This window comes from Yinghuangia seranimata (assembly GCF_029953285.1).
GTDB classification, from domain to species: Bacteria; Actinomycetota; Actinomycetes; order Streptomycetales; family Streptomycetaceae; genus Yinghuangia; species Yinghuangia seranimata.
This window is the reverse complement of sequence record NZ_JASAOI010000003.1, coordinates 1-20,010: the sequence shown is the minus strand read 5'-3', so window position 1 is coordinate 20,010 and position 20,010 is coordinate 1. Positions and strand designations below refer to the sequence as shown.

Here is a 20,010-nt window from a genome sequence, read left to right as displayed (position 1 = left end):
CGGCCCGCCCGCCATCGCCGACAAGGGCTACCGCGGCGCCGGCATCGGGATCCACCACCCCGCCTTCCCCCGCCACCACGGCCGCGAAGCCGACCCGCACATCAACACCCGCACCCGCAACGCCCTCATCCGCGGCCTGCGCGGACCCGGCGAACGCGCCATCGCCCAGCTCAAACAACGCTGGCGCGCCCTCCAACACGTCACCCTCAGCCCCGAACGCATCGGCGCCATCGCCCAGGCCGCCCTCGCCCTCAACAACGCCTGGAAATCATGAACGGTGAGAACACCTCAATAGGGGTTCGGCCGCCTCAATGCCCGGATTTGGTGCGATATGAGACCCATGGAGCCCGGTCACCGGTCGTCAAAGGTGGTCGCCCGCCCGCCCCACGCTGGGACCGCAGCCCGGCAACGCGAAGCCGCCTATGCGCCTCCACACCGCCTCCCCCTCCCGATAGTTGCCGCGGTTTCAAGCGCGGCCGGGCGGCTGTCAAGGCGCCTCCCCGACACGCGACAGGCCACCTGTCGAAGACCGGTCCACCGCGCCTTGACAGCCGTTCGGCCGCGCGGACAATCCCCAATCGGGAGGGGGAGTTGGCCACCGCCAGCGTGCAGGTCCGGGGCGGTGCATGGTCTTCGACTTCCACGCCGCAACGGAGCAGCCCAGCCGCCGGACCCCTGGTCACTGTGCCGTCACGTATGCGAATCACCGAAACTCCCTCATCGGGGGGTCTCGGCGTCACACTTGCGTCACACCGTTTCGTCGGCCTCTCGCGTCCGGCCCGGGGCCACGCGTTCGAACCGGGCCTTGATGTCCGGGCGTTCGATCAACCTCGCCGGGTAGCCGGGGCCCGGGTGCATCGACATGTCGGCGACTGCCAGGCGCTCGCCGCAGGCGCTGCACAGGGCGTCCGGTTCGGTGTCGTGGCCGCAGGCCTCGTGGTGGAGGACGACCGGCGGCCCCTCGGGGCCGTTGAGCCACCGGTCGCCCCAGCGCATCATCGCGACCAGCACCGGGAAGAAGTCCTGGCCCTTCTCGGTGAGCACGTACTCGTAGCGGGTCGGCTCGGTCTGGTAGACCTGCTTCTCCAGCAGGCCTTCCTCGACGAGTCGGCCGAGCCGGTCGGAGAGCGTGGTGCGGGCGATGCCGAGTCCCTGCTGGAACTCGTCGAAGCGCCGCAGGCCGTAGTAGGCCTCGCGCAGGACGAGCGGCGTCCACCAGTCGCCGAGCAGGTCCATGGTGCGGGCGATCTGGCAGGGCCAGTGCGCGAACGACGTCCGTCTCATGGTGATCAGTCTAATCCAGGGACTCAGCAGGTCAGCGGGGTCGTCAGAGCGCGAGCAGTGCGTCGGCCACGCGGTCGAGCCGGCGTCCCGGGGAGCCCAGCAGCGCCCGCCGGGCCCGGGCGTGCTTGAGGAACACGTGTGCGGGCTGCTCCCAGGTGAATCCGATGCCGCCGTGGGCCTGGAGGCCGTCGGCCGTCGCGGCGTCGGCGGCTTCGGTGGCGGCGGCGAGCGCGGTGAGGCCCGGCGGGACTTCGGTCGCGCCCTGGTCGGTCGCGCCCGCCGTGTCGTGTTCCGCCGCCGCGAGCCATACGAGCATCCGGGCCGCGTCGAGTTGGACGTGGCGGTCGGCGAGCATGTGCTTGAGGGCCTGGAACGACCCGATCGGCCGTCCGAACTGGTGGCGTTCCTTGGCGTACCGCACCGCGTCGTCGAGGGCCCGGCGTCCGGTCCCGACCAGTTCCGCGGCGAGGATGACGCGCATGGCCTCGGCGGCGGCGCCCGGGCGGGTGTCGGGGCCGACGACGTCCGCCACGGCGTCCTCGCACTCGAGGATCGCGAGCGGCTCCACGACGTCGAGCCCCTCGACCGGGGTCACCCGCACACCGGGGCGGTCGAGGTCCAGGAGCACGCGTTGGCGCGGGTCGCCCGGGGTGCGGCCTGCGGCCTCGGCGACGACCATGTCGGCGCTGTCCCCGAACGGCACCGCGACCGTTCCCGACACCCGGACGACCTCGGGGTCTCCGGGGTGGCTCGCGGGTTCCGTGGCGGTCACCTGGAGGGCGTCCCGGCGCGGTCGGTCGGCCAGGTCGGCGAAGGTCTCCCAGGCCGGGACGGCGACGATCCGTCCGGCGGTGATCTCGGCGATCAGTTCGCTGGTGTCCGGGCGGCCGGCCGGGTCGCCCGCGGTCAGCGCGGCCAGGGCGACGGCTGCTGGGACGTAGGGCACGAGGGGCGCCGCTGCGCCCATCTCCTCGGCGACGAGGGCGAGTTCCACCGCGCCGCCGCCTGATCCGCCCCGCTCCTCGGGGACGCCCAGGCCGAGCAGTCCCAGCTCGGCGAGCGTGGTCCACAGTGCCCGGTCGAACGCGGGCCGTTCGCCCCAGGTGGGGACGTGTGCGCCGGTGCCTGCCTGGGCCCGTTGGGCCGCCACGCGGCTCGCCATCCGGGCGAGTTCGTGCTGTTCGTCGCTGAGTGCGAAACGCATGGACCGCTCCTCACATCCCGCCGTGCGGGGTCGCCTGGCCGCGCCGGCCGCCTTCTCCGCGGTGGCGCAATTGCTTGGCTGCAAAGTCTTGACCAGCTAAGTCCATCTAAGCAACCCTCTCGGTCATCAGGTTTGCCCGGCATCCGGAACACCTCGAAAGGGACCCGATGGATCTACGGGACTCCGCCGTCGCCGAAGCCTTCCGCGGCAAGGTCCGCGCCTTCGTCGACGCCGTCACTCCACCCGACTGGCACGGCGTGGGCGCGCTGCCGGAGGACGAACGCGTCGCCTTCACCGCCCACGTACGCGCCGAACTCGCCGCCACCGGCTGGCTCACTCCGTCCTGGCCCGAGCGCTACGGCGGCGCCGGCCTGGGCGCGGCCGAACTCGTCGTCCTCACCGAGGAGCTGACCCGGGCCGGACTCCCGGCAGGAACGGACAACGACGCCTTCGGGATCGTCATGCTCGGCAACACGATGCTGCGCTGGGCCGACGAGGCGCTGTGCGCGCGGTTCCTGCCGCGCATCGTGTCCGGCGAGTACGTGTTCAGCCAGGGCTTCTCCGAGCCCGGTGCGGGTTCCGACCTCGCGGCGGTGTCTGTGCGCGCGGTGCGGGACGGCGACCGGTGGGTGCTCAACGGCCAGAAGCTGTGGTCGTCCGGCGCGCATCATGCGAACTGGATGTTCGTGCTGGCCCGCACCGATCCCGAGGCCGCCCCGCACCGCGGGCTGTCGATGCTGCTGGTGCCGCTCGACCAGCCCGGTGTCGAGATCCGTCCCATCCGCAATCTCACGGGCGACGCGGACTTCAACGAGACCTTCTTCGACGACGCGGTCACCGGCTCCGACCTGGTCGTCGGGCCTGTCAACGGCGGCTGGGCGGTCGCGATGTCGCTGCTCGGCTTCGAGCGCGGGGAGACCGCGTTGCGTGCGCCGATCGCGTTTCGGACCGAGCTCGACCGGCTGATCGCTCTGGTCCGCGAGCGCGGGCTCGACACGGACCCCGACGTTCGGCGGCGCCTCGCGTGGTGCCACGTCCAGGTCGAGCAGCTGCGCTGTCATGGGCTGCGCACGGCGACCCGGCTGGTGGCCGGGGAGGAGCCGGGTGCTGAGGCGGCCTCGTTCAAGCTGCTGTGGAGCGAGTACCACCGGCTGGTCACCGAGTTGGCGATGGACGTTCTCGGCGCCGACGCGCTCGCGCCGTCGGGGCGGCGCTCGCCGCACTGGTTCCAGACCGACGACCCCGGCGCGCCGAACTCGTCCGCGTCGTGGGTGAGCGTGTACCTCAACGCGCGTGCCGGGACGATTTATGCGGGGACGTCGCAGGTGCAGCGCGGCATCGTGGGCGAGCTGCTGCTTGGTCTTCCCAAGGAACCGAAAGCCGCCAAGGTGCCACCTGGGTCCGCCTCCATCGGAGGCTCGTGATGACTCTGCGCAGCGCGTTTCCTCCTCTGGACGTGCCCGACGTCGGGCTGCCGCGGTTCGTGCTGGGACCGGCGGACGAGCTCGGTGCGCACCGCGACCGCACGGCGTTGGTCTGTGCCGCCACCGGGCTGTCCCTCACGTACGGGCAACTCGCGGACGGTGCGGGCCGGGTCGCGGCCGGGCTGGTGGCGCGTGGGATCGGCCTCGGGGACGTGGTCGCGCTGTTCGCGCCGAACACGCCTGCGTATCCGCTGGTGTTCTTCGGTGTCCTGTCCGCGGGTGCCGTCGCGACCACGGTCAACGCCCTGTACACGCCCGACGAGGTCGCCCACCAGCTGCGGGACAGCGGGGCCCGCGTGCTGTTCACCTGGCGAGACGGCCTCGAACGCGCCCGCGCGGCGGTGCGGGCGGACGGGGTCCGGGTCGGCGAGATTGTGCTGATCGACGGACCGGCGCCGGGCACTGCGGGTTCCGTGCCCGAGTCGGCGCTGTCCGACTGGCTCGCGGACCGTGCGGCTCCGGCGCCGAACGCCGTGGTCCGTGGCGGTGACCTTGCTGTGCTCCCCTACTCGTCCGGTACGACCGGGCGTCCCAAGGGGGTCATGCTGACCCATCGCAACCTGGTCGCCAACACGCTCCAGTCGATGCCGTTGAGCCGGCTCGGTGCCGGCAGTGTGTCGCTGGCGGTCCTGCCGCTGTTCCACATCTATGGGCTCACGGCGATCATGAGCATGGCCCTGCACCGGCGCGCGACCGTCGTGACGATGCCGCGCTTCGACCTGGACGCGCTGCTCGGCGCGATCGAGAAGCACCGCGTGGACCATGTGTCGGTGGCGCCGCCGCTGGCGCTCGCGCTGGCCAAGCACCCTGCGGTGGACGGCTACGACCTGAGCTCGGTGGATGTCGTGCTGTCCGCGGCCGCGCCGCTGTCGCGTGAGGTGGCGGAGGCGGTGACGGCGCGGCTCGGGTGCACCGTGTTGCAGGGCTTCGGGCTCACCGAGTCCAGTCCTGCGCTGCTCGGCATTCCGCACGACCGGCCCGACGTCGACCGCGGCTCGGTCGGCGTCCTGCTGCCGGACGTCGAGGCCCGGCTGGTCGACCCGGCCACGGGCCTGGACGTCGCGCCCGGGGAGCCCGGCGAACTGTGGTGCCGCGGACCGAACATCATGTCCGGCTACCTCGGGAACCCGGCCGCCACCGCGGAGGTCCTCGACGCCGACGGCTTCCTGCACACCGGCGACCTGCTGACCGTCGACGCGGATGGGGTGTTCCACGTCGTCGACCGGATCAAGGAGCTCATCAAGTACCACGGCTACCAGGTCGCGCCCGCCGAGCTGGAGGCCGTCCTGCTCACCCATCCCGGCATCGCCGACGCCGCGGTCGTGGGTGTGGCGGACGCGAACGGCGAGGAGGTGCCGAAGGCGTTCGTCGTGCGCGGGCCCGGCGGCGCCGGCCTGGACGCCGCCGCGGTGCTGGCGTATGTCGCCGCGCGCGTGGCTCCGCACAAGAAGGTCCGCCGCGTCGCGTTCCTCGACGCGATCCCCAAGTCCCCCGCCGGGAAGATCCTGCGCCGCGTCCTGCGTGCGCATCCGGCCCCCGAGAACTGAGGAGCACCACCGACATGGAGTGGACCGGGCAACGCTACGCCGACGGCCCCACCGTCGCCGTCGACACGTACGTCGACGCCCCCTGCGACCGGGTGTGGGCCCTCGTGGCCGACATCCACCTGATGCCCGAGCTCAGCGGCGAACTCGTCGCCGTGGAATGGCTCGACGGCGCCACCGGGCCCGCGCTCGGGCACCGGTTCGTCGGGCACAGCCGGCACGAGGCGTTCGGCGAGTGGCAGACCACGTCGTACGTCGTCGAGTACGAGCCCGTGCGGCGGTTCACCTGGGCCGTGATGGACCCCGAGAACCCCACCGCCACCTGGCGGTTCACGCTGCGTCCGGAAGGCGCCGGCACGGTGCTGGAGCAATGGATGCGCATGGGCCCCGGCCGGTCCGGGCTGAGCGTCGCGATCGACCGGATGCCGGAGAAGGAGCAGAAGATCGTGTTCGTCCGGATGCGTGAGTTCGAGGCGGCGATCACCGCGAACCTCGCCGCCATCAAGGCCCGCGCGGAGGCCGCCCGTACCGCTCTCGACGTCACCGACCCGGCCGGAGAGCACTGATGCGTACCGCCACCACCATCGAGGCGTCCGGGCACGCGAGCTGGCGTGAGCTCGTCGACTTCGTGTGCGAGGCCGAGAAGCTGGGCCTGGACGTGTGCTGGGTCGCCGAGGCCTGGGGCTCCGACGCTCCGTCCGCGCTCGGGTACCTGGCCGCCCGCACCGAGCGGCTGCTGCTCGGGTCCGGCGTGATCCAGCTGGGCACGCGTACGCCCGTGGCCGTCGCGCAGACCGCGATGACGCTCGCGCACATGTCCGACGGCCGCTTCCTGCTCGGCCTCGGGGCGTCCGGGCCGCAGGTCGTGGAGGGCCTGCACGGCGTGCCGTTCGGGCGCCCGCTTCGGCGGATGCGTGAGACGGTCGAGATCGTCCGCAGCGCGTTCGCGGGCGAGAAGATCTCCCACGAGGGCCGGGAGTTCGCGATCCCGGTGCCGGGCGGCGAGGGGCGGCCCATGCGGCTGTCCGTCCCGCCCGTCGACGTGCCGGTGTACCTGGCGTCGCTGTCGCCGAAGACGCTCGAACTCACCGGCGAGGTCGCGGACGGCTGGCTCGGCACCAGCTTCGTCCCCGAGGGCTCGGCCGCCTACTTCGACCACCTGGACGCCGGGCTCGCCCGCTCCGGGCGCACCCGCGCCGACCTCGACGTCTGCCAGGGCGCCGAGGTGAACTTCGCCCGCGACGAGGCCGAGCTGGCGGCGATCGTCGACAGCCGCAAGAAGGAACTCGCGTTCTCGCTCGGCGGCATGGGCTCCGGCGCCACCAACTTCTACAACAACGCCTACAGCCGCCAGGGCTGGGCCGGGGCGGCCGCCGAGGTGCGGGCCGCGTGGCAGTCGGGCGACCGCGCCGCCGCGGCGCGCCTGGTCACCGACGAGATGGTGCTGGCCACGACGCTGATCGGCACCGAGGAGATGGTCCGCGAACGGCTGCGCGTGTGGCGCGACACCGGCGTGACGACCGTGCGGCTGTACCCGGCGGGCGACTCGATCGCCGCGCGGCTCGAAACCCTCGGACGGGCGCTCGACCTCGTCCGGGCCGTCGGCTGACGCCCGCCACTTCCCTCCCCCTCACCGAAAGAGCCGCAGGATGTCCCCCTACCCGCACCTGTTCCAACCGCTCGACCTCGGCTTCGTCACCCTCCCCAACCGGGTGATCATGGGCTCGATGCACGTCGGCCTCGAAGAGGCACCCGACGGCTTCGCGCGCATGGCCGCGTTCTACGCCGAACGCGCCCGCGGCGGCGCCGGCCTCATCGTCACCGGGGGCATCGCCCCCAACGAGCGCGGCCGCCCGTGGGAGGGCGGCGCCAAGCTGACCACCAAGGAGGAGGCCGACGAGCACCTCACGGTCACCCGCGCCGTCCACGAGGCCGGCGGCCGCATCGCCCTGCAGCTCCTGCACTTCGGGCGCTACGCCCACCACCCCGACCTCGTCGCGCCCAGCGCGCTCCAGGCGCCGATCAGCGGACACGTCCCGCACGCCCTCACCGACGACGAGGTCGAGGAGACCGTCGAGGACTTCGCGCGCGCGGCGGCGCTGGCGCAGCGCGCCGGGTACGACGGCGTCGAGATCATGGGCTCCGAGGGCTACCTGGTCAACGAGTTCCTGGTCGCCGCGACGAACCGGCGCACCGACCGGTGGGGCGGCGGCTACGAGAACCGCATGCGGTTCCCCGTCGAGATCGTGCGCCGGGTCCGGGAACGGGTCGGGCCCGACTTCATCCTGATCTACCGGCTGTCCATGCTGGACCTGGTGCCCGGCGGCTCGACGCTGGACGAGGTCGTGCAACTCGCGCGCGCCGTCGAGGCGGCCGGGGCGACCATCATCAACACGGGCATCGGCTGGCACGAGGCGCGGATCCCGACCATCGCCACCTCGGTGCCGCGCGGGGCGTTCACCTGGGTGACGCGGCGGCTGATGGGCGAGGTGGGCGTGCCGCTGGTGACGTCCAACCGCATCAACACCCCCGATCTCGCGGAACAGTTGCTCGCCGACGGCGGCGCGGACATGGTGTCGATGGCCCGGCCGTTCCTGGCCGACCCCGACCTGCTCGCCAAGGCGCGGCAGGGCCGGGCGGAGACGATCAACACCTGCATCGGGTGCAACCAGGCGTGCCTGGACCACACGTTCAGCGGCCAGGTGACGTCGTGCCTGGTCAACCCGCGGGCGTGCCACGAGACCGAGCTGACCTGGGGGCCGACGCGGCTGCGCAAGCGCATCGGCGTCGTGGGGGCCGGCCCCGCCGGGCTGGCGTTCACCGTGACCGCGGCCGAACGCGGCCACGACGTCACCCTGTTCGACGCCGCACCCGAGATCGGCGGCCAGCTCAACATCGCGCGCAAGGTGCCGGGCAAGGAGGAGTTCGACGAGACCCTGCGCTACTACCGCGAGCAGCTGCGGCTCAACCAGGTCACCCTCCGCCTCGGCGTCGAGGTGACCGCCGAACTCCTGGCGGCCGAAGGGTTCGACGAGATAGTGCTGGCCACCGGGGTACGGCCGCGCGACCCGGGCATCCCCGGGTCCGACCATCCGAGCGTGGTCGGTTACCTGGACGTCCTGCGCGACGACCGCCCGGTCGGCACGCGCGTGGCCGTCGTGGGCGCCGGCGGCATCGGCTTCGACGTCGCCGCCTACCTGACCGACCCGGGCGACGACGCGGCCCTGCTCCCGTCGGCGTTCGCCCGCCGCTGGGGCATCGACGACGAATACCGAACCGGCGGCGCCCTCCGCGACGCGGCACCCGAACCACCGGGCCGCAGCGTGCACCTCCTCCAACGCAAGACCACCAAGGTCGGCGCCGGCCTGGGCAAGACCACCGGCTGGATCCACCGCACCGAACTCCGCCGCCGAGGCGTCACGATGACCGCCGGCGTGACCTACGACCACATCGACGACGCAGGCCTACACATCACCATCGCAGGCGAGCCCCACACCCTCGCGGTCGACACCGTCGTCCTGTGCACAGGCCAGGAACCCCGCCGAGACCTCCAAGCCGCCCTGACCGCCCAAGGCCTCACCCCCCACCTCATCGGCGGCGCCGACAAGGCCACAGAACTCGACGCCAAACGCGCCATCCGCCAGGGAACAGAACTCGCCGCCACCCTCTGACACCCCCCCCGCCGCCCCGGCGACCCGCCCCTCACGCTGTTGAACAGCCCGACCCCGTCCCCGCTAGCCGCGCACCCGCTCCGCGGCGTGGGCATGACACCGCCCACGCCGCGAGTCCGCGACCCGTTCGACGACGCGGCACGGACACCGCGCTTCGCCCTTGGCCTGGCGGCCTTCCAATGCCCTCGCTCGCCCAGTTGGCCTTCCCGCTCGCTCCGCATCCGCCACACAACGGAGCCAACCGCGGGACTGGCGCCCACCCCACCAAGCCAACGACCGGCCGCGCGCAGTGAAACGACGCGACCTGGTTCCAGGTAGCCGCGCCGGCACTCCCTGCGCTCGCCGCACCCGCTCCGGCAGCGTGGACGTTGCCACGCCCGCGCAGCCAGGCCGCGATCGGTTCGGCGGCGCGGCGTCGGGCGCAGGGCTTCGCTCCGGGCCTGGCGGCTCTTCCCGATCGATACCCACCCCGTCGGCCCGACGGGCGCCGAGACGCCGGCCTCGGTCCCTCGCGGGGGCGTGGGGACGCGGAAGGCCGGTCCGACGCGTCGTGCGTCGGGCCGGCCTTCGGGTGTTCCTGCCTGGTTTTGCCTGGGTGGGGGTCAGTCGGTGCCGAACTCCATGGCGGCGCGGTCCAGGGCTTCTTCGTCTTCGACGGCTTCGCCGCGGGAGGCGATGGCCTCGGCGCCGCCTTCGGGGAGGGTGCCGATCAGTTCGGTGGGGGCGCCCTGGACGGCGCCGAGGGCGGCGGAGCCGGTGCCGAGGAGGCCCATGGCCGCGTACTGCTCGAGCTTGGAGCGCGAGTCGGCGATGTCGAGGTTGCGCATGGTCAGCTGGCCGATGCGGTCGACGGGGCCGAAGGCCGAGTCCTCGGTCCGCTCCATCGACAGCTTGTCGGGGTGGTAGCTGAGCGCGGGGCCGGTGGTGTCGAGGATCGAGTAGTCCTCGCCGCGGCGCAGCCGCAGGGTGACCTCGCCGGTGATCGCGGCGCCGACCCAGCGCTGGAGGGACTCGCGGACCATGAGGGCCTGCGGGTCGAGCCAGCGGCCCTCGTACATGAGGCGGCCGAGGCGGCGGCCCTCGTTGTGGTACTGGGCGAGGGTGTCCTCGTTGTGGATGGCGTTGACCAGCCGCTCGTAGGCGGCGTGCAGCAGTGCCATGCCCGGGGCCTCGTAGATGCCGCGGCTCTTGGCCTCGATGATGCGGTTCTCGATCTGGTCGGACATGCCGAGGCCGTGCCGGCCGCCGATCGCGTTGGCCTCCATGACCAGGTCGACGGCGGAGGCGAACTCCTTGCCGTTGATGGTCACCGGGCGGCCCTGCTCGAAGCCGATCGTGACGTCCTCGGTGGCGATCTCGACGGACGGGTCCCAGAACCGCACGCCCATGATGGGCTCGACGGTCTCGACGCCGGTGTCGAGGTGCTCGAGGGTCTTGGCCTCGTGGGTGGCGCCCCAGATGTTGGCGTCGGTGGAGTACGCCTTCTCGGTGCTGTCCCGGTACGGCAGGCCGTGGGCGACCAGCCACTCGGACATCTCCTTGCGGCCGCCGAGCTCGCTGACGAACTGGGCGTCGAGCCACGGCTTGTAGATCCGCAGCTGCGGGTTGGCCAGCAGGCCGTAGCGGTAGAACCGCTCGATGTCGTTGCCCTTGAACGTCGACCCGTCGCCCCAGATCTGCACGTCGTCCTCGAGCATCGCGCGGACCAGCAGGGTGCCGGTCACCGCGCGGCCGAGCGGCGTCGTGTTGAAGTACGCGCGACCGCCGGAGCGGATGTGGAACGCGCCGCAGGCGAGCGCGGCCAGGCCCTCGTCGACCAGCGCGGCGCGGCAGTCGACCAGGCGCGCGACCTCGGCGCCGTAGGTCTTGGCGCGGCCGGGGACCGAGGCGATGTCGGGCTCGTCGTACTGGCCGATGTCGGCGGTGTACGTGCAGGGGATGGCGCCCTTCGCGCGCATCCACGCGACGGCCACCGAAGTGTCGAGGCCGCCGGAGAAGGCGATGCCGACGCGCTCGTCGACGGGCAGGGAAGTCAGGACTTTGGACACAGGAAGATTATGCAGAGTTCCGCATGTTCATGCAACGCCGTTTCGGAGTCGGATCCTGCGGCGTCCGGGGATATTGTCCCGCACGCTCCCACGGCGAGCGCCTCCGCCCCTGGTCAGAGGGCCTTTCCGGGTCCGGGGTCAACCGATCGGATGATCCCGGACTCAGCCGAACCGCGCGCCTGAGGTAGCCGCCCTCCCGACCGGACGGGGCGGTTTCCGGGCCCAGGATCGAAGCAGGCCGGAAACAACGACCGGCACCGTCCGACCAGGCGGGCCCGCCCTACCGGGTCCGCCGCCGTATGGAGGAGCACCACCATGAAGAAGATGTCCGTGCGCAACCGCGTCGTCACCGGCGTCGTCACCGTCGGCGCGCTGGGCGCCGGCGCCTTCGGCGCGGTGAGCGCCTCGGCCGCCGACAACGCCCCCGCCCCGGCCCCGGCCGCGAGCCAGGCCGCCGCCCCGCAGGCCGCCCCCGCCGCCAAGTCCGACGTCAAGAACCAGGACACCGTCGAGTCGACCCACCTGACCGTGGCCGCCGCCACCAAGGCCGCGCAGGCCGCGCTCGACGCCGCGGGCAAGGCCAACCAGCGCGTGTCGGTCGCCGTCGTGGACCGCAACGGCAACACGATCGTCCAGCTGCGCGGGGACGGCGCGGGCCCGCAGGCGTTCGAGTCGGCGCAGGAGAAGGCCTACACCGCCGTGTCGTGGAACGCCCCGACCTCGGTGCTGGCCGGCCGCCTGGCGCAGGCCCCGAACCTGAAGGACATCCCCGGCACGCTGTTCCTCGCGGGCGGCGCCCCGGTCGACGCCAAGGGCGCCCCGATCGCGGGCATCGGTGTCGCGGGCGCGCCGAGCGGCGACCTGGACGAGCAGTTCGCCCAGGCCGGCGTCGCGGCCCTCAACAGCTGAGCCGACGAGGCCTCAGCACACAGCCCCGGCGGGGTCCGGACGAGCGCTTCCCCCGGCGCCCCGGACCCCGCCGGTCCTTCCGTCCCGCCGTTCTTCACGGTCACGATCCACCGGAACACCGATGCCTCTCGGACTGCGGGCACGCCGCCTCGTACCGTTCCCTCTCGTACCGTCCCTCTCGTTGTCGTTCCGTTCCGACCCGCGCGCCTGGTGGAGGCCCCCCATGACCATCGACGCAGCCCCGCTCTGGCACGCCGCCGAGCACGGCGACACCGAGGCGGTGGCCGCCGCCCTCGACGCCGGCGTGCCGATAGACGCCCGCGACCCGCGCGGCCGCAGCGCGCTGCTGCTGGCCTCGCTCGGCGACCACGTCGAGACCGCGCGCCTGCTGGTCTCCCGCGGCGCCGACGTCGACGCGCAGGACGACCGACGCGACAGCCCGTGGCTCGTCACCGGCGTCACCGGCTCGGTCGCCATGCTGGAGGCCCTGCTGCCGGGCCGCCCCAACCTCGCGCTGACGAACCGTTACGGCGGCGTGTCCCTGATTCCCGCGTGCGAGCGCGGGCACGTGGCGTACGTCCGCCGCGTCCTGGCGACCGGCATCGACGTCGACCACGTCAACAACCTCGGCTGGACCGGGCTGCTCGAAGCCGTGATCCTCGGCGACGGCACGCGCCCGTACCTGGACATCGTGCGCCTGCTGCTCGCCGCGGGCGCCACGCCGGGTCTCGCGGACGGCGACGGCGTCACCGCCCTCGAGCACGCGGAAAGCCGCGGCTTCGACGACATCGCGGCCCTGCTGCGCGCGTTCGGCTGACGGCCGCTCAGCCCGCCTTCGGCCCGCCGTAGCGGGCGAGGAACAGGTCGACGCCGGACTCGATCATCTCGGCGAGCTCCGCGTCGTCGACGGTCGCCTCGGCGCTGAACGTCTGCACCAGCTGCGGGACGCCGAGCGTGGCCGCGACCAGCTGCTGCACGGCGAGCTTCGGGTTGGGCACGTCGAGCACGCCGCGCGCGTCCAGCTCGGTGACCGCCTCGACGAGCGGCCCGTTGTTCATGTCGTAGCTGACCCGGTACCAGAGCTGCCCGAGCTGCGGGAACCGGTCGAGTTCGCCGATGACGAGGCGGCGCAGCGACATGATGTCGGGCCGCAGCAGGATGCGCGCCCAGTCGGTGGTGAGCCGGATCAGCGCCTCGCGCAGGTCGGTCGCCTGGACGATCGTGGTCCGGGTCGGTTCGAGGTCGGCGTACGTCCTGGGCAGCAGGCCGCCGATGACGGCCAGGAAGAGGCGTTCCTTGCTGCCGAAGTGCTTGTAGATGGTGGCTTTGGAGACGCCGGACCGGGCCGTGATGGTGTCGATCCGGGCCGCCGCGTAGCCCTCGGCGAGGAACTCCGCGAGGGCGGCGTCGATGATCGCCTGGCGCTTGCGGACGGCGGTGTCGTCGGGGTCCGGGATGATCGGGATGCCGTAGTCGTCCGTGGCGGCATCGGGGCGGTCGGCTCCCATGGGTGCCCTCCGGGTGGTGGCCGTGCGGCTGTGCTGCGCCGCGCGGCGAAGGGTGTGTGCAGAACGGTTCAGTCTAGAGACTGAACCGTTCAGTCCGACACCACCGGCATCGTCCCCATGAGCCCCAGGCCGAAGTCCTTCTCGGCCTGCCGCAGCTCGGCGGCGGTGTTCATGACGAACGGGCCGCTGCGCGCCACCGGCTCGCCGATCGGCTCGCCGGCCAGCACGAGCACCTCGGCGGGACCGTCGACGGCCTCGACGGCGAACCGCTCTTCGTCGTGGTCCAGCACCGCGAGGTGGCCGTCCGGCAGGTCGACGCCGGCGGTGGCGGCCGAGCCGGCCATCACGTACAGCATCGCGTTGTGCCCGGCGGGCGCCGTGAACTCGGCGCGCGCGCCGGCCGCGAGGCGGGCGTGCACGACGAGCGCGGGCGTGTGGGTCGCGAACGGCCCGGTGACGCCGTGGGTGGTGCCCGCGATGACCGTGAGCTCGGCGCCGTCTTCGGTGGTGACGACGGGGATGTCGCCGGGCTCGGCGTTCTGGCTGCGCGGCGGGGTCCCCTTGAGGCGCGCGGGCAGGTTGAGCCAGATCTGCAGCATGTGCTGGCGTCCGCCGGCGGCGAGGAACTCCGGTGTGGGCAGGGCCTCGTGGACGATGCCGGAGCCGGCGGTGAGCCACTGCACTCCCCCGCCCCGGACCACGGCGCTGTGGCCGCGCGAGTCGGCGTTGGCGATGTCGCCGTCGATGACGTACTGGATGGTCTCGAAGCCGCGGTGCGGGTGCGGCGGGGCGCCCTTGGCCTCCCCCGGCCCGAGGTCGACGGGGCCGACCTGATCGACCATCAGGAACGGGTCGACGAAAGGCAGTCCCGGGGTCGGGAACGGGCGGCGGACCGGGAAGCCGGCGCCTTCGTACGTGTGGATCGGGCTCGCGACGCGGGCGACCGAGCGGACGGCGGCGGCGGTCGCGGAAACGGCGGCGGTGGCAAGTGTGTTCGTCATGCGTCCAGTCAACTAAACAAGTTCGTTCACTGTCAAGACTGAACAGTACTGTCGACGTAATGAACAGTTCTGTTTATCACCGCCGCCGCAGGATCTAGCTCGCGTTCCCCGCGCTCTTGCGGCGCCGGACCAGGAAGACCGCCCCGCCGCCCGCCAGCAGCAGCGCGCCGGCGATGCTGCCGATCAGCGTGGTGGCGGAGTCGGAGCCGCCGGTCTGGGCCAGGTGCGGCGTGGCCTCGGGTCCGGGCGTGGCGGGCACGGGCGTGGTCGGGTGCCCGTCCAGCGGCTCCGCCGGAAGGTCCGGGTTCGGGACGGGTTCGTTCACGACCGGCGGCGGCGTCTGGCAGTCCCGCTTGCCCGCGAACGTCTCGCTGAATCCGTCCGGGCCGGTGACGGTCACCGAGTAGTCGGCGTCCTCCGCCACCTTGACGGTGTGCTTCTTGCTGCCGCCCGCGGGCACGGTCACCGTGGTGTCGCCGATCCGGAAGTCCGCCGGCGCGCCGCCCGTGTTGGTGAGGCTCACGACCAGCCCGCCCTCGGCGCAGTCGACCGCGGCCGCCGCGTGAGGCACCGGCTTCGGCTTCGGCGCCCAGACGAACGAACCGCTCGCGTTCGCGTTCACCTCGGACGGGCCCGCGGCGATCAGCGTCTGCGTGTCCTTGCGGTCCTTGCCGACGAACACCCGTCCGATACCGACGGCCGCCGTAGTCTGTGCGGTCACCTCCAGCGAGCCCGCCGGAGTCCCGGCCGGGACCTTCGCGTACAGCTCCGTTCCGTTCGCCGCCTCGGTGACCGGCTTCCCGTCCTTGCCGACCAGCGACACACCCTGCGGCGCCGTGCCCTTCACCTTCACGGACACCTTGCCGACCGCGTTCGTCGTCACCTTCAGCGGGCCGATCGGCTTGTCGCCCGGCGTGCCCTGGGCCTTCTCCGGGTCGAGGGTGAGCGACGGCTTCGGCTCGTTGAGGCCGGTGTTCCCGGCACCCGTCAGGTAGGTGTACAGCTTGAGCACGTCACCGCTCTGCCGTGCCCCCTGGTTGTCGGTGTCCGGCAGTTGGGCGCCGTTGCTGAAGTGCCAGACGGCCGCCTGGGTCGCGGCGACCGCCTCGCGCACGTCGAGCCCGCCCTTGGCAATGCCCGCCTGGCCCGCGACCTTGTCCAGGTCGTCGATCTTCGGGTACGAGTTGTTGAGAACCCAGGTGATCTTGCGGGTCCGCTCCGAGTCGCTGAGCCACGAGTCGCTCCACGAGGCCTCGCGGTACTCGGAGGACGGGCGGACGACCGTCGCCCGGTCGATGCAGTACACCTTGACCGCACCGCCGTCGGCCTTCAGCTGCATCAGCGCCGTGACGGGGTGGTGCCACTCCGACACACCCGGCCGGCCCTCGACCGGGACCTTCACCCAGACGCTGCTTCGCGTTTCGTCGACGGTGCCGTCGTACTTCGCGGTCGTGCCCGTGTCGGCCGCCGCGGTTCCCGACGTGAACAGCAACGCAGCCACGGCCGCGGCGGGGACGGCGAGTGCCGTTCCGCAGCGACGCATGCCCCGCATCGTTCCCAGCATGGCAGGGGTCTCCTCGCATGATTTCCGAAAGTTCCGGCTCCGAGTACGGGGTGTTCACGTACCTCGGGCGTCACGGACGTTACTCGTGTCGGCCCCGCGAAAACCCCTGCTCGCAGCCATGATTCGTATCTTTGGGAGACCGTTAGGCACGTCTTCGGGATCACTTAAGCCGGCCGCCGGTCCGCGCCGCGGCGCCCGGCCCTCAGGCCGACCGCCGCCTCGTCGGCGGCCGTCAGCGGTGACGGTAGTTGCGCCACGCCGCGATCCGGGGAAGCCGGGTCGGGACGCCGTCGTACGCCGCGACCGGGCGCACCCGGTCCTCCAGCCGCCGGTCGGGTTCGTCGTGGAGCGGCCGGGTGGTGAACGTGAGAATGGCACCGACGATGCGGTCGCCGTCCCGCATGGGGAGGGTCGTCACGTCGGCGGGCAGTGCGCTGCCGTCCCTGTTCCACAGGACCGCCGATGTCCGGTGCGGGCGTCCTGAGTTCAGGGTGTCCAGCAGCGGTGAGGCGTGCGCGGGCAGCGGGTTGCCGTCGGGGCCTGAGTGCATGGCCAGCGGGACCAGTTCGCGCCCGCGCAGTTCGCCGGCCCGGTAGCCGAGCAGCCGCGTGGTGACCGGGTTCGCGAGCACGATGCGGCCGTCGCCGTCGACACCGATCACGCCTTCGCGCGCGGCGCGCAGGATCAGCTCGGTCTGCTGCCGCTCACGACGGAGTTCCGCCTCCAGGCGCAGCTGGTCGGTGATGTCGCGGACGGTGACGAGGAACGCGGTGCCGGAACTGCTCCGGAGACTCGGTCCGACGTGGGGGAGCGCCAACCTGCCTTCCCGGCCGCGGTGTTCGACGGCGCCGACGGTCACTTCGGCGGGGAACTCGCGCCGGTCCGTGCGTCTGGCGGTCATCCGCTCCGGCGCGGGACCCCCGCCGGGGCCGTGCGGCGGATCCGCGGTCGGCGGCACGCGACGGGGGTCCCACTCCGGCAGCAGGTCGAGGACGCACAGCCCCAGGAGCCGGGTTCCCGGGCCCTGGAAGGCGCGCACCGCCGCGGTGTTGGCGTCGACGACGGTCCCGATGCTGTTCACCACGAGCACCGGGATCGGCACGGCGTCGACCTGCGCCGCGGAGTCCGGTCGGTCTTGGGCTCGCGAAATCGAAGGATTCACTCGGCCGCCAAGTTCGAGTCGGTGACGGGGCGGCCTCCGTCGCCGTCGGCCGCCGCTGGCCTGGCGATCGTAGGTGCCCGAACCTCGCGGCTCGGGGCCGCGAAGCCAGACCGAAAGATCTTTAAGGAAGAGCTCCGGACGGCTTAAGGGAGATCAACTGCGTTGACTTCTAAGCTCCGTACGCCGGCGTACCGGGGGGGTGGTCGGGCCGGTGGCCCGACGCGCGGATGTCCGTCGGCGTCCTCCATGTGCGGTGCGGCGGAGCCGGGTCTGCGGCCGCCCGCGGCGCGAAGCGAGGACATCTGCTCGAAGCGATCGATCGAAGAGTTGTGAGCGCCGCCGCGCGTGTCGGGAGGAGTATCCGTGGGGCACAACCGCCGCGAAGGCCGTGAAGGCCGCGAGGAGTTCGAGGTCGGCAGAGGACGCCATCGGCGGCCGACGGCGACCGCGATCGCCGCGCTCGGCGCGAACCGCGGCATGGCGGCCGCGGTCGGCGCGAGCGTCCTGGCCGTGGGGCTCAGCGTCGCCGTCGTGGACCGCGCCACGGCACCCCGCGGCCTCGCGGACACCAGTAACGCCGCCGGCCCGGCGATGGCCCCGGTCGGGGACAGGGCGTCAGCCATCGGACCGGGCTCCGCCGAGGGAACCGATCCCGCCGCTGACGGTGCGGACCGGCTGCGGCCCACGGCGCCCGCGCAGCAGGCGGCGTCGAGCCCTGGCGTCCCCGGGGCCGGCGCCGGCGCCGATGTCGGCGCGCGGACTCCGCCGTCCGGGACGTCGAACGGTGCCGCGCCGGCGCCGGCCGGGTCGGGGCAGGCCGCGGCGGGGACCACGGCGCGCGAGCGGCCTGCGGCACCGCCCGGCGGGACGGGCCAAACCGCGGCAAGGCCCGCCACGCCCGAACGGCCGGCCGCGCCGCCCAAGATCGCTCAGGGTGTCGTCACTCCGGGTGCGAAGACGTCCGTCCCAGCGGCGGACCGGCGGCAGGCCTCGCCGCCCCTGAGCGCGGAAGTGCAATACGCGTACGACGCGATGGACATGATCAACGACCGGCGCGCCGACCGGGGCCTCCCCCGGCTCACTGTGGACATGGAACTGGCCCACACGGCATTCCTGTTCAGCCAGAACATGGCGCGGCGGGACCCTGGCGGCCACCAGGCCTCCGGGCTGCCGGGACGGGTACCGGACGCGGCGGCTGCACGGGTCGGCGGCGCCTCCGCCGCGGTCGGCTACGACTGTCCGCAGGACGTCCTGCGGGGATGGATGAGCACGCCTGACGCCCGCGCGAACCTCCTGGATCCGCTGTGGTCCGGCGTCGGTGTCGGCGTCTACATCGACGAGTTCGGTGTGCCGTACTGGACGGCGGTGTTCAGGTACTGACGGAGACGAGGTGTTCGAAGCCGGCGACGGGGGCCGCCTACGGCGCGGTGGCGCCGACCACCTTGCTTCCAGGAGTGTCGAAATTGCCTGCACCCGCCTCCAGTTGCCGGCACGTGTGGCGGAACGTCGCCGACGGCAAGTACCAGAAGTGCTCGAAGTGCAAGGGCACCGTCCCGACGGACGCCGAAGGCGTCGGTGAGGGACCGTTCGGGCCCTGACGGCCGCGCCCCGCCCCCAACAGACCAGGAGCATCCACCCCATGGCGCTGATCCGTACCGGCGACGGCGAACGACTCACGCCGGAGACCCGTCCGCCCGGCTGCCGTGTCTCGTCGGCCGGGCGGTTCCGGGTGGCCGTCGACGGCACGGGCAGATTCGACCGGCACTACCACGACTTCGACGAGTACTGGTTCGTGCAGTCGGGCACGGGAACCGTCCGGATCGGCGATGTGTGCTACCAGGTCCGGCCCGGCGACATCCTGTTCACGAAGGCGGGCACCGCGCACGACATCACCGCCGTCACCGGTTCCGGGGACCTGGAGATCTTCTGGCTCTGGTGGCCGGGCCCGCCGGGCGTCCGCGTCGGCAAGCTGCACCACCCGCCCGCCGACGCGGTCGGCCACCCGGTGCCGTTCCTTCCGGGCGACACGTGACCAGTGGCCGCTGCCGGCCAGCCGGCCGCGTCGGATTTCTCCAATACCGGCGGGTAGCGCCTCGGCGAGGGTTTGGGGGCGCCGGAGACGGCGCCACTCCCCCAGCAGGAAGGGCTCCCCATGAACGTGCGCAAGCGCATGGCCGCGGTCGGCGTCGCCGCGACGCTCCTGGCCGGTGCCGGTGTGGCCTTCACCGCGACCGAGGCGTCGGCGACGACATACACCTGCCATTACACGCGCACCACCAACCCGTACCGCACGTACGCCGGCTACTACAGCGGCAGCACCTATGTCCCGCACTTCGGCGAGTCGAGCAAGCCGGTCATCGAGGCGCAGTGCCTGCTCCGCGGCGTGGGCTACAACATCACCGCGGACGGCATCTACGGCCAGAAGACCAAGGACGCGATGACGAACTTCCAGGCCAACCACGCCCTTTGGCCGGACGGATACGTCGGCCCGGACAGCTGGCCGGTGCTGCGCTACTTCGGCTGAGCCGAGGCCGCCTCCCCGACGAGGGCCGGGCCGATCCGCCGACGGGGGCGGATCGGCCCGGCCCTCCCCGCCGCCGGGGGCGCCCCGGGGGCGGGGGGGGGGCGCGG

19 protein-coding genes are annotated in these 20,010 nt (G+C 72.6%); 12 read left to right on the top strand and 7 right to left on the bottom strand.

The genetic code is table 11. From position 1 onward, the window contains the following. Positions 1-274, top strand: a 274-nt coding sequence (locus QI554_RS02290) for a transposase family protein (RefSeq protein WP_281465218.1), incomplete at its 5' end; no start/stop codon positions are given. A gap of 473 nt (positions 275-747) precedes the next feature. Here the strand turns inward: QI554_RS02290 and QI554_RS02285 are convergent. Both QI554_RS02285 and QI554_RS02280 read right to left on the bottom strand, forming a co-directional pair. After that, entirely contained in the window at positions 748-1,284 is a 537-nt protein-coding gene (locus QI554_RS02285; RefSeq protein WP_281465216.1) for a winged helix-turn-helix transcriptional regulator, read from the bottom strand. Positions 1,285-1,327: 43 nt separating this feature from the next. After that, positions 1,328-2,488 (bottom strand): acyl-CoA dehydrogenase family protein, encoded by a 1,161-nt coding sequence (locus tag QI554_RS02280; RefSeq protein ID WP_281465214.1) that lies wholly within the window; start codon positions 2,486-2,488, stop codon positions 1,328-1,330. Between the two features lie 167 nt (positions 2,489-2,655). On the opposite strand from QI554_RS02280, the gene QI554_RS02275 reads away from it, so the two are divergent. The 5 genes from QI554_RS02275 to QI554_RS02255 are packed head-to-tail and all read left to right on the top strand — an operon-like array spanning position 2,656 to position 9,187. Then, entirely contained in the window at positions 2,656-3,912 is a 1,257-nt protein-coding gene (locus QI554_RS02275; RefSeq protein WP_281465212.1) for an acyl-CoA dehydrogenase family protein, read from the top strand. Then, complete coding sequence (locus QI554_RS02270) at positions 3,912-5,519, top strand: AMP-binding protein (protein ID WP_281465210.1); 1,608 nt, start codon at positions 3,912-3,914, stop codon at positions 5,517-5,519. Before QI554_RS02275 ends, QI554_RS02270 begins: the two co-directional genes overlap by 1 nt. A gap of 14 nt (positions 5,520-5,533) precedes the next feature. Continuing rightward, positions 5,534-6,082 carry an SRPBCC family protein gene (locus QI554_RS02265; protein WP_281465208.1) on the top strand — a complete coding sequence of 183 codons (549 nt, stop codon included), beginning with the start codon at positions 5,534-5,536 and terminating at the stop codon, positions 6,080-6,082. Continuing rightward, positions 6,082-7,125: an LLM class flavin-dependent oxidoreductase gene (locus QI554_RS02260; protein ID WP_281465206.1), complete on the top strand. Its 1,044-nt coding sequence runs from the start codon at positions 6,082-6,084 to the stop codon at positions 7,123-7,125. Before QI554_RS02265 ends, QI554_RS02260 begins: the two co-directional genes overlap by 1 nt. Before the next feature lie 40 nt (positions 7,126-7,165). Further along, positions 7,166-9,187 carry an NADPH-dependent 2,4-dienoyl-CoA reductase gene (locus QI554_RS02255; protein ID WP_281465204.1) on the top strand — a complete coding sequence of 674 codons (2,022 nt, stop codon included), beginning with the start codon at positions 7,166-7,168 and terminating at the stop codon, positions 9,185-9,187. Between the two features lie 602 nt (positions 9,188-9,789). Here QI554_RS02255 and argG read toward each other — a convergent pair. Further along, on the bottom strand, positions 9,790-11,235 hold the full coding sequence (gene argG, locus QI554_RS02250) for an argininosuccinate synthase (RefSeq protein ID WP_281465202.1): 1,446 nt from the start codon (positions 11,233-11,235) through the stop codon (positions 9,790-9,792). Between the two features lie 315 nt (positions 11,236-11,550). Between argG and QI554_RS02245 the strand changes: the two genes are divergently transcribed. Together QI554_RS02245 and QI554_RS02240 are read left to right on the top strand one after the other, a co-directional pair. Further along, positions 11,551-12,144, top strand: coding sequence for a GlcG/HbpS family heme-binding protein (locus QI554_RS02245; protein ID WP_281465200.1), 594 nt, complete (start codon positions 11,551-11,553; stop codon positions 12,142-12,144). 223 nt (positions 12,145-12,367) lie between these two features. Next, entirely contained in the window at positions 12,368-12,961 is a 594-nt protein-coding gene (locus QI554_RS02240; protein WP_281465198.1) for an ankyrin repeat domain-containing protein, read from the top strand. Positions 12,962-12,968: 7 nt separating this feature from the next. On the opposite strand, the gene QI554_RS02235 is transcribed toward QI554_RS02240, so the two are convergent. From QI554_RS02235 to QI554_RS02220, 4 genes are all read right to left on the bottom strand, one after another. Beyond that, on the bottom strand, positions 12,969-13,652 hold the full coding sequence (locus tag QI554_RS02235; RefSeq protein WP_281465196.1) for a TetR/AcrR family transcriptional regulator: 684 nt from the start codon (positions 13,650-13,652) through the stop codon (positions 12,969-12,971). An 89-nt stretch (positions 13,653-13,741) separates the two neighbouring features. Continuing rightward, positions 13,742-14,653 (bottom strand): pirin family protein, encoded by a 912-nt coding sequence (locus tag QI554_RS02230; protein WP_281465195.1) that lies wholly within the window; start codon positions 14,651-14,653, stop codon positions 13,742-13,744. A gap of 94 nt (positions 14,654-14,747) precedes the next feature. Continuing rightward, positions 14,748-16,217, bottom strand: coding sequence for a Cys-Gln thioester bond-forming surface protein (locus tag QI554_RS02225; RefSeq protein WP_281465194.1), 1,470 nt, complete (start codon positions 16,215-16,217; stop codon positions 14,748-14,750). Positions 16,218-16,449: 232 nt separating this feature from the next. Further along, positions 16,450-17,319, bottom strand: coding sequence for a PAS domain-containing protein (locus QI554_RS02220; protein ID WP_281465193.1), 870 nt, complete (start codon positions 17,317-17,319; stop codon positions 16,450-16,452). Positions 17,320-17,742: 423 nt separating this feature from the next. Between QI554_RS02220 and QI554_RS02215 the strand changes: the two genes are divergently transcribed. The 4 genes from QI554_RS02215 to QI554_RS02200 all read left to right on the top strand — a co-directional run bounded on the left by QI554_RS02215 (position 17,743) and on the right by QI554_RS02200 (position 19,903). After that, positions 17,743-18,759 carry a CAP domain-containing protein gene (locus QI554_RS02215; protein ID WP_281465191.1) on the top strand — a complete coding sequence of 339 codons (1,017 nt, stop codon included), beginning with the start codon at positions 17,743-17,745 and terminating at the stop codon, positions 18,757-18,759. An 83-nt stretch (positions 18,760-18,842) separates the two neighbouring features. Beyond that, entirely contained in the window at positions 18,843-18,977 is a 135-nt protein-coding gene (locus QI554_RS02210; protein ID WP_281465189.1) for a hypothetical protein, read from the top strand. A gap of 41 nt (positions 18,978-19,018) precedes the next feature. After that, a complete protein-coding gene (locus QI554_RS02205) occupies positions 19,019-19,411 on the top strand; it encodes a cupin domain-containing protein (RefSeq protein WP_281465187.1) in 393 nt (130 codons plus the stop codon). A gap of 120 nt (positions 19,412-19,531) precedes the next feature. Then, positions 19,532-19,903 (top strand): peptidoglycan-binding domain-containing protein, encoded by a 372-nt coding sequence (locus tag QI554_RS02200; protein ID WP_281465185.1) that lies wholly within the window; start codon positions 19,532-19,534, stop codon positions 19,901-19,903. Positions 19,904-20,010 lie beyond the last annotated feature (107 nt).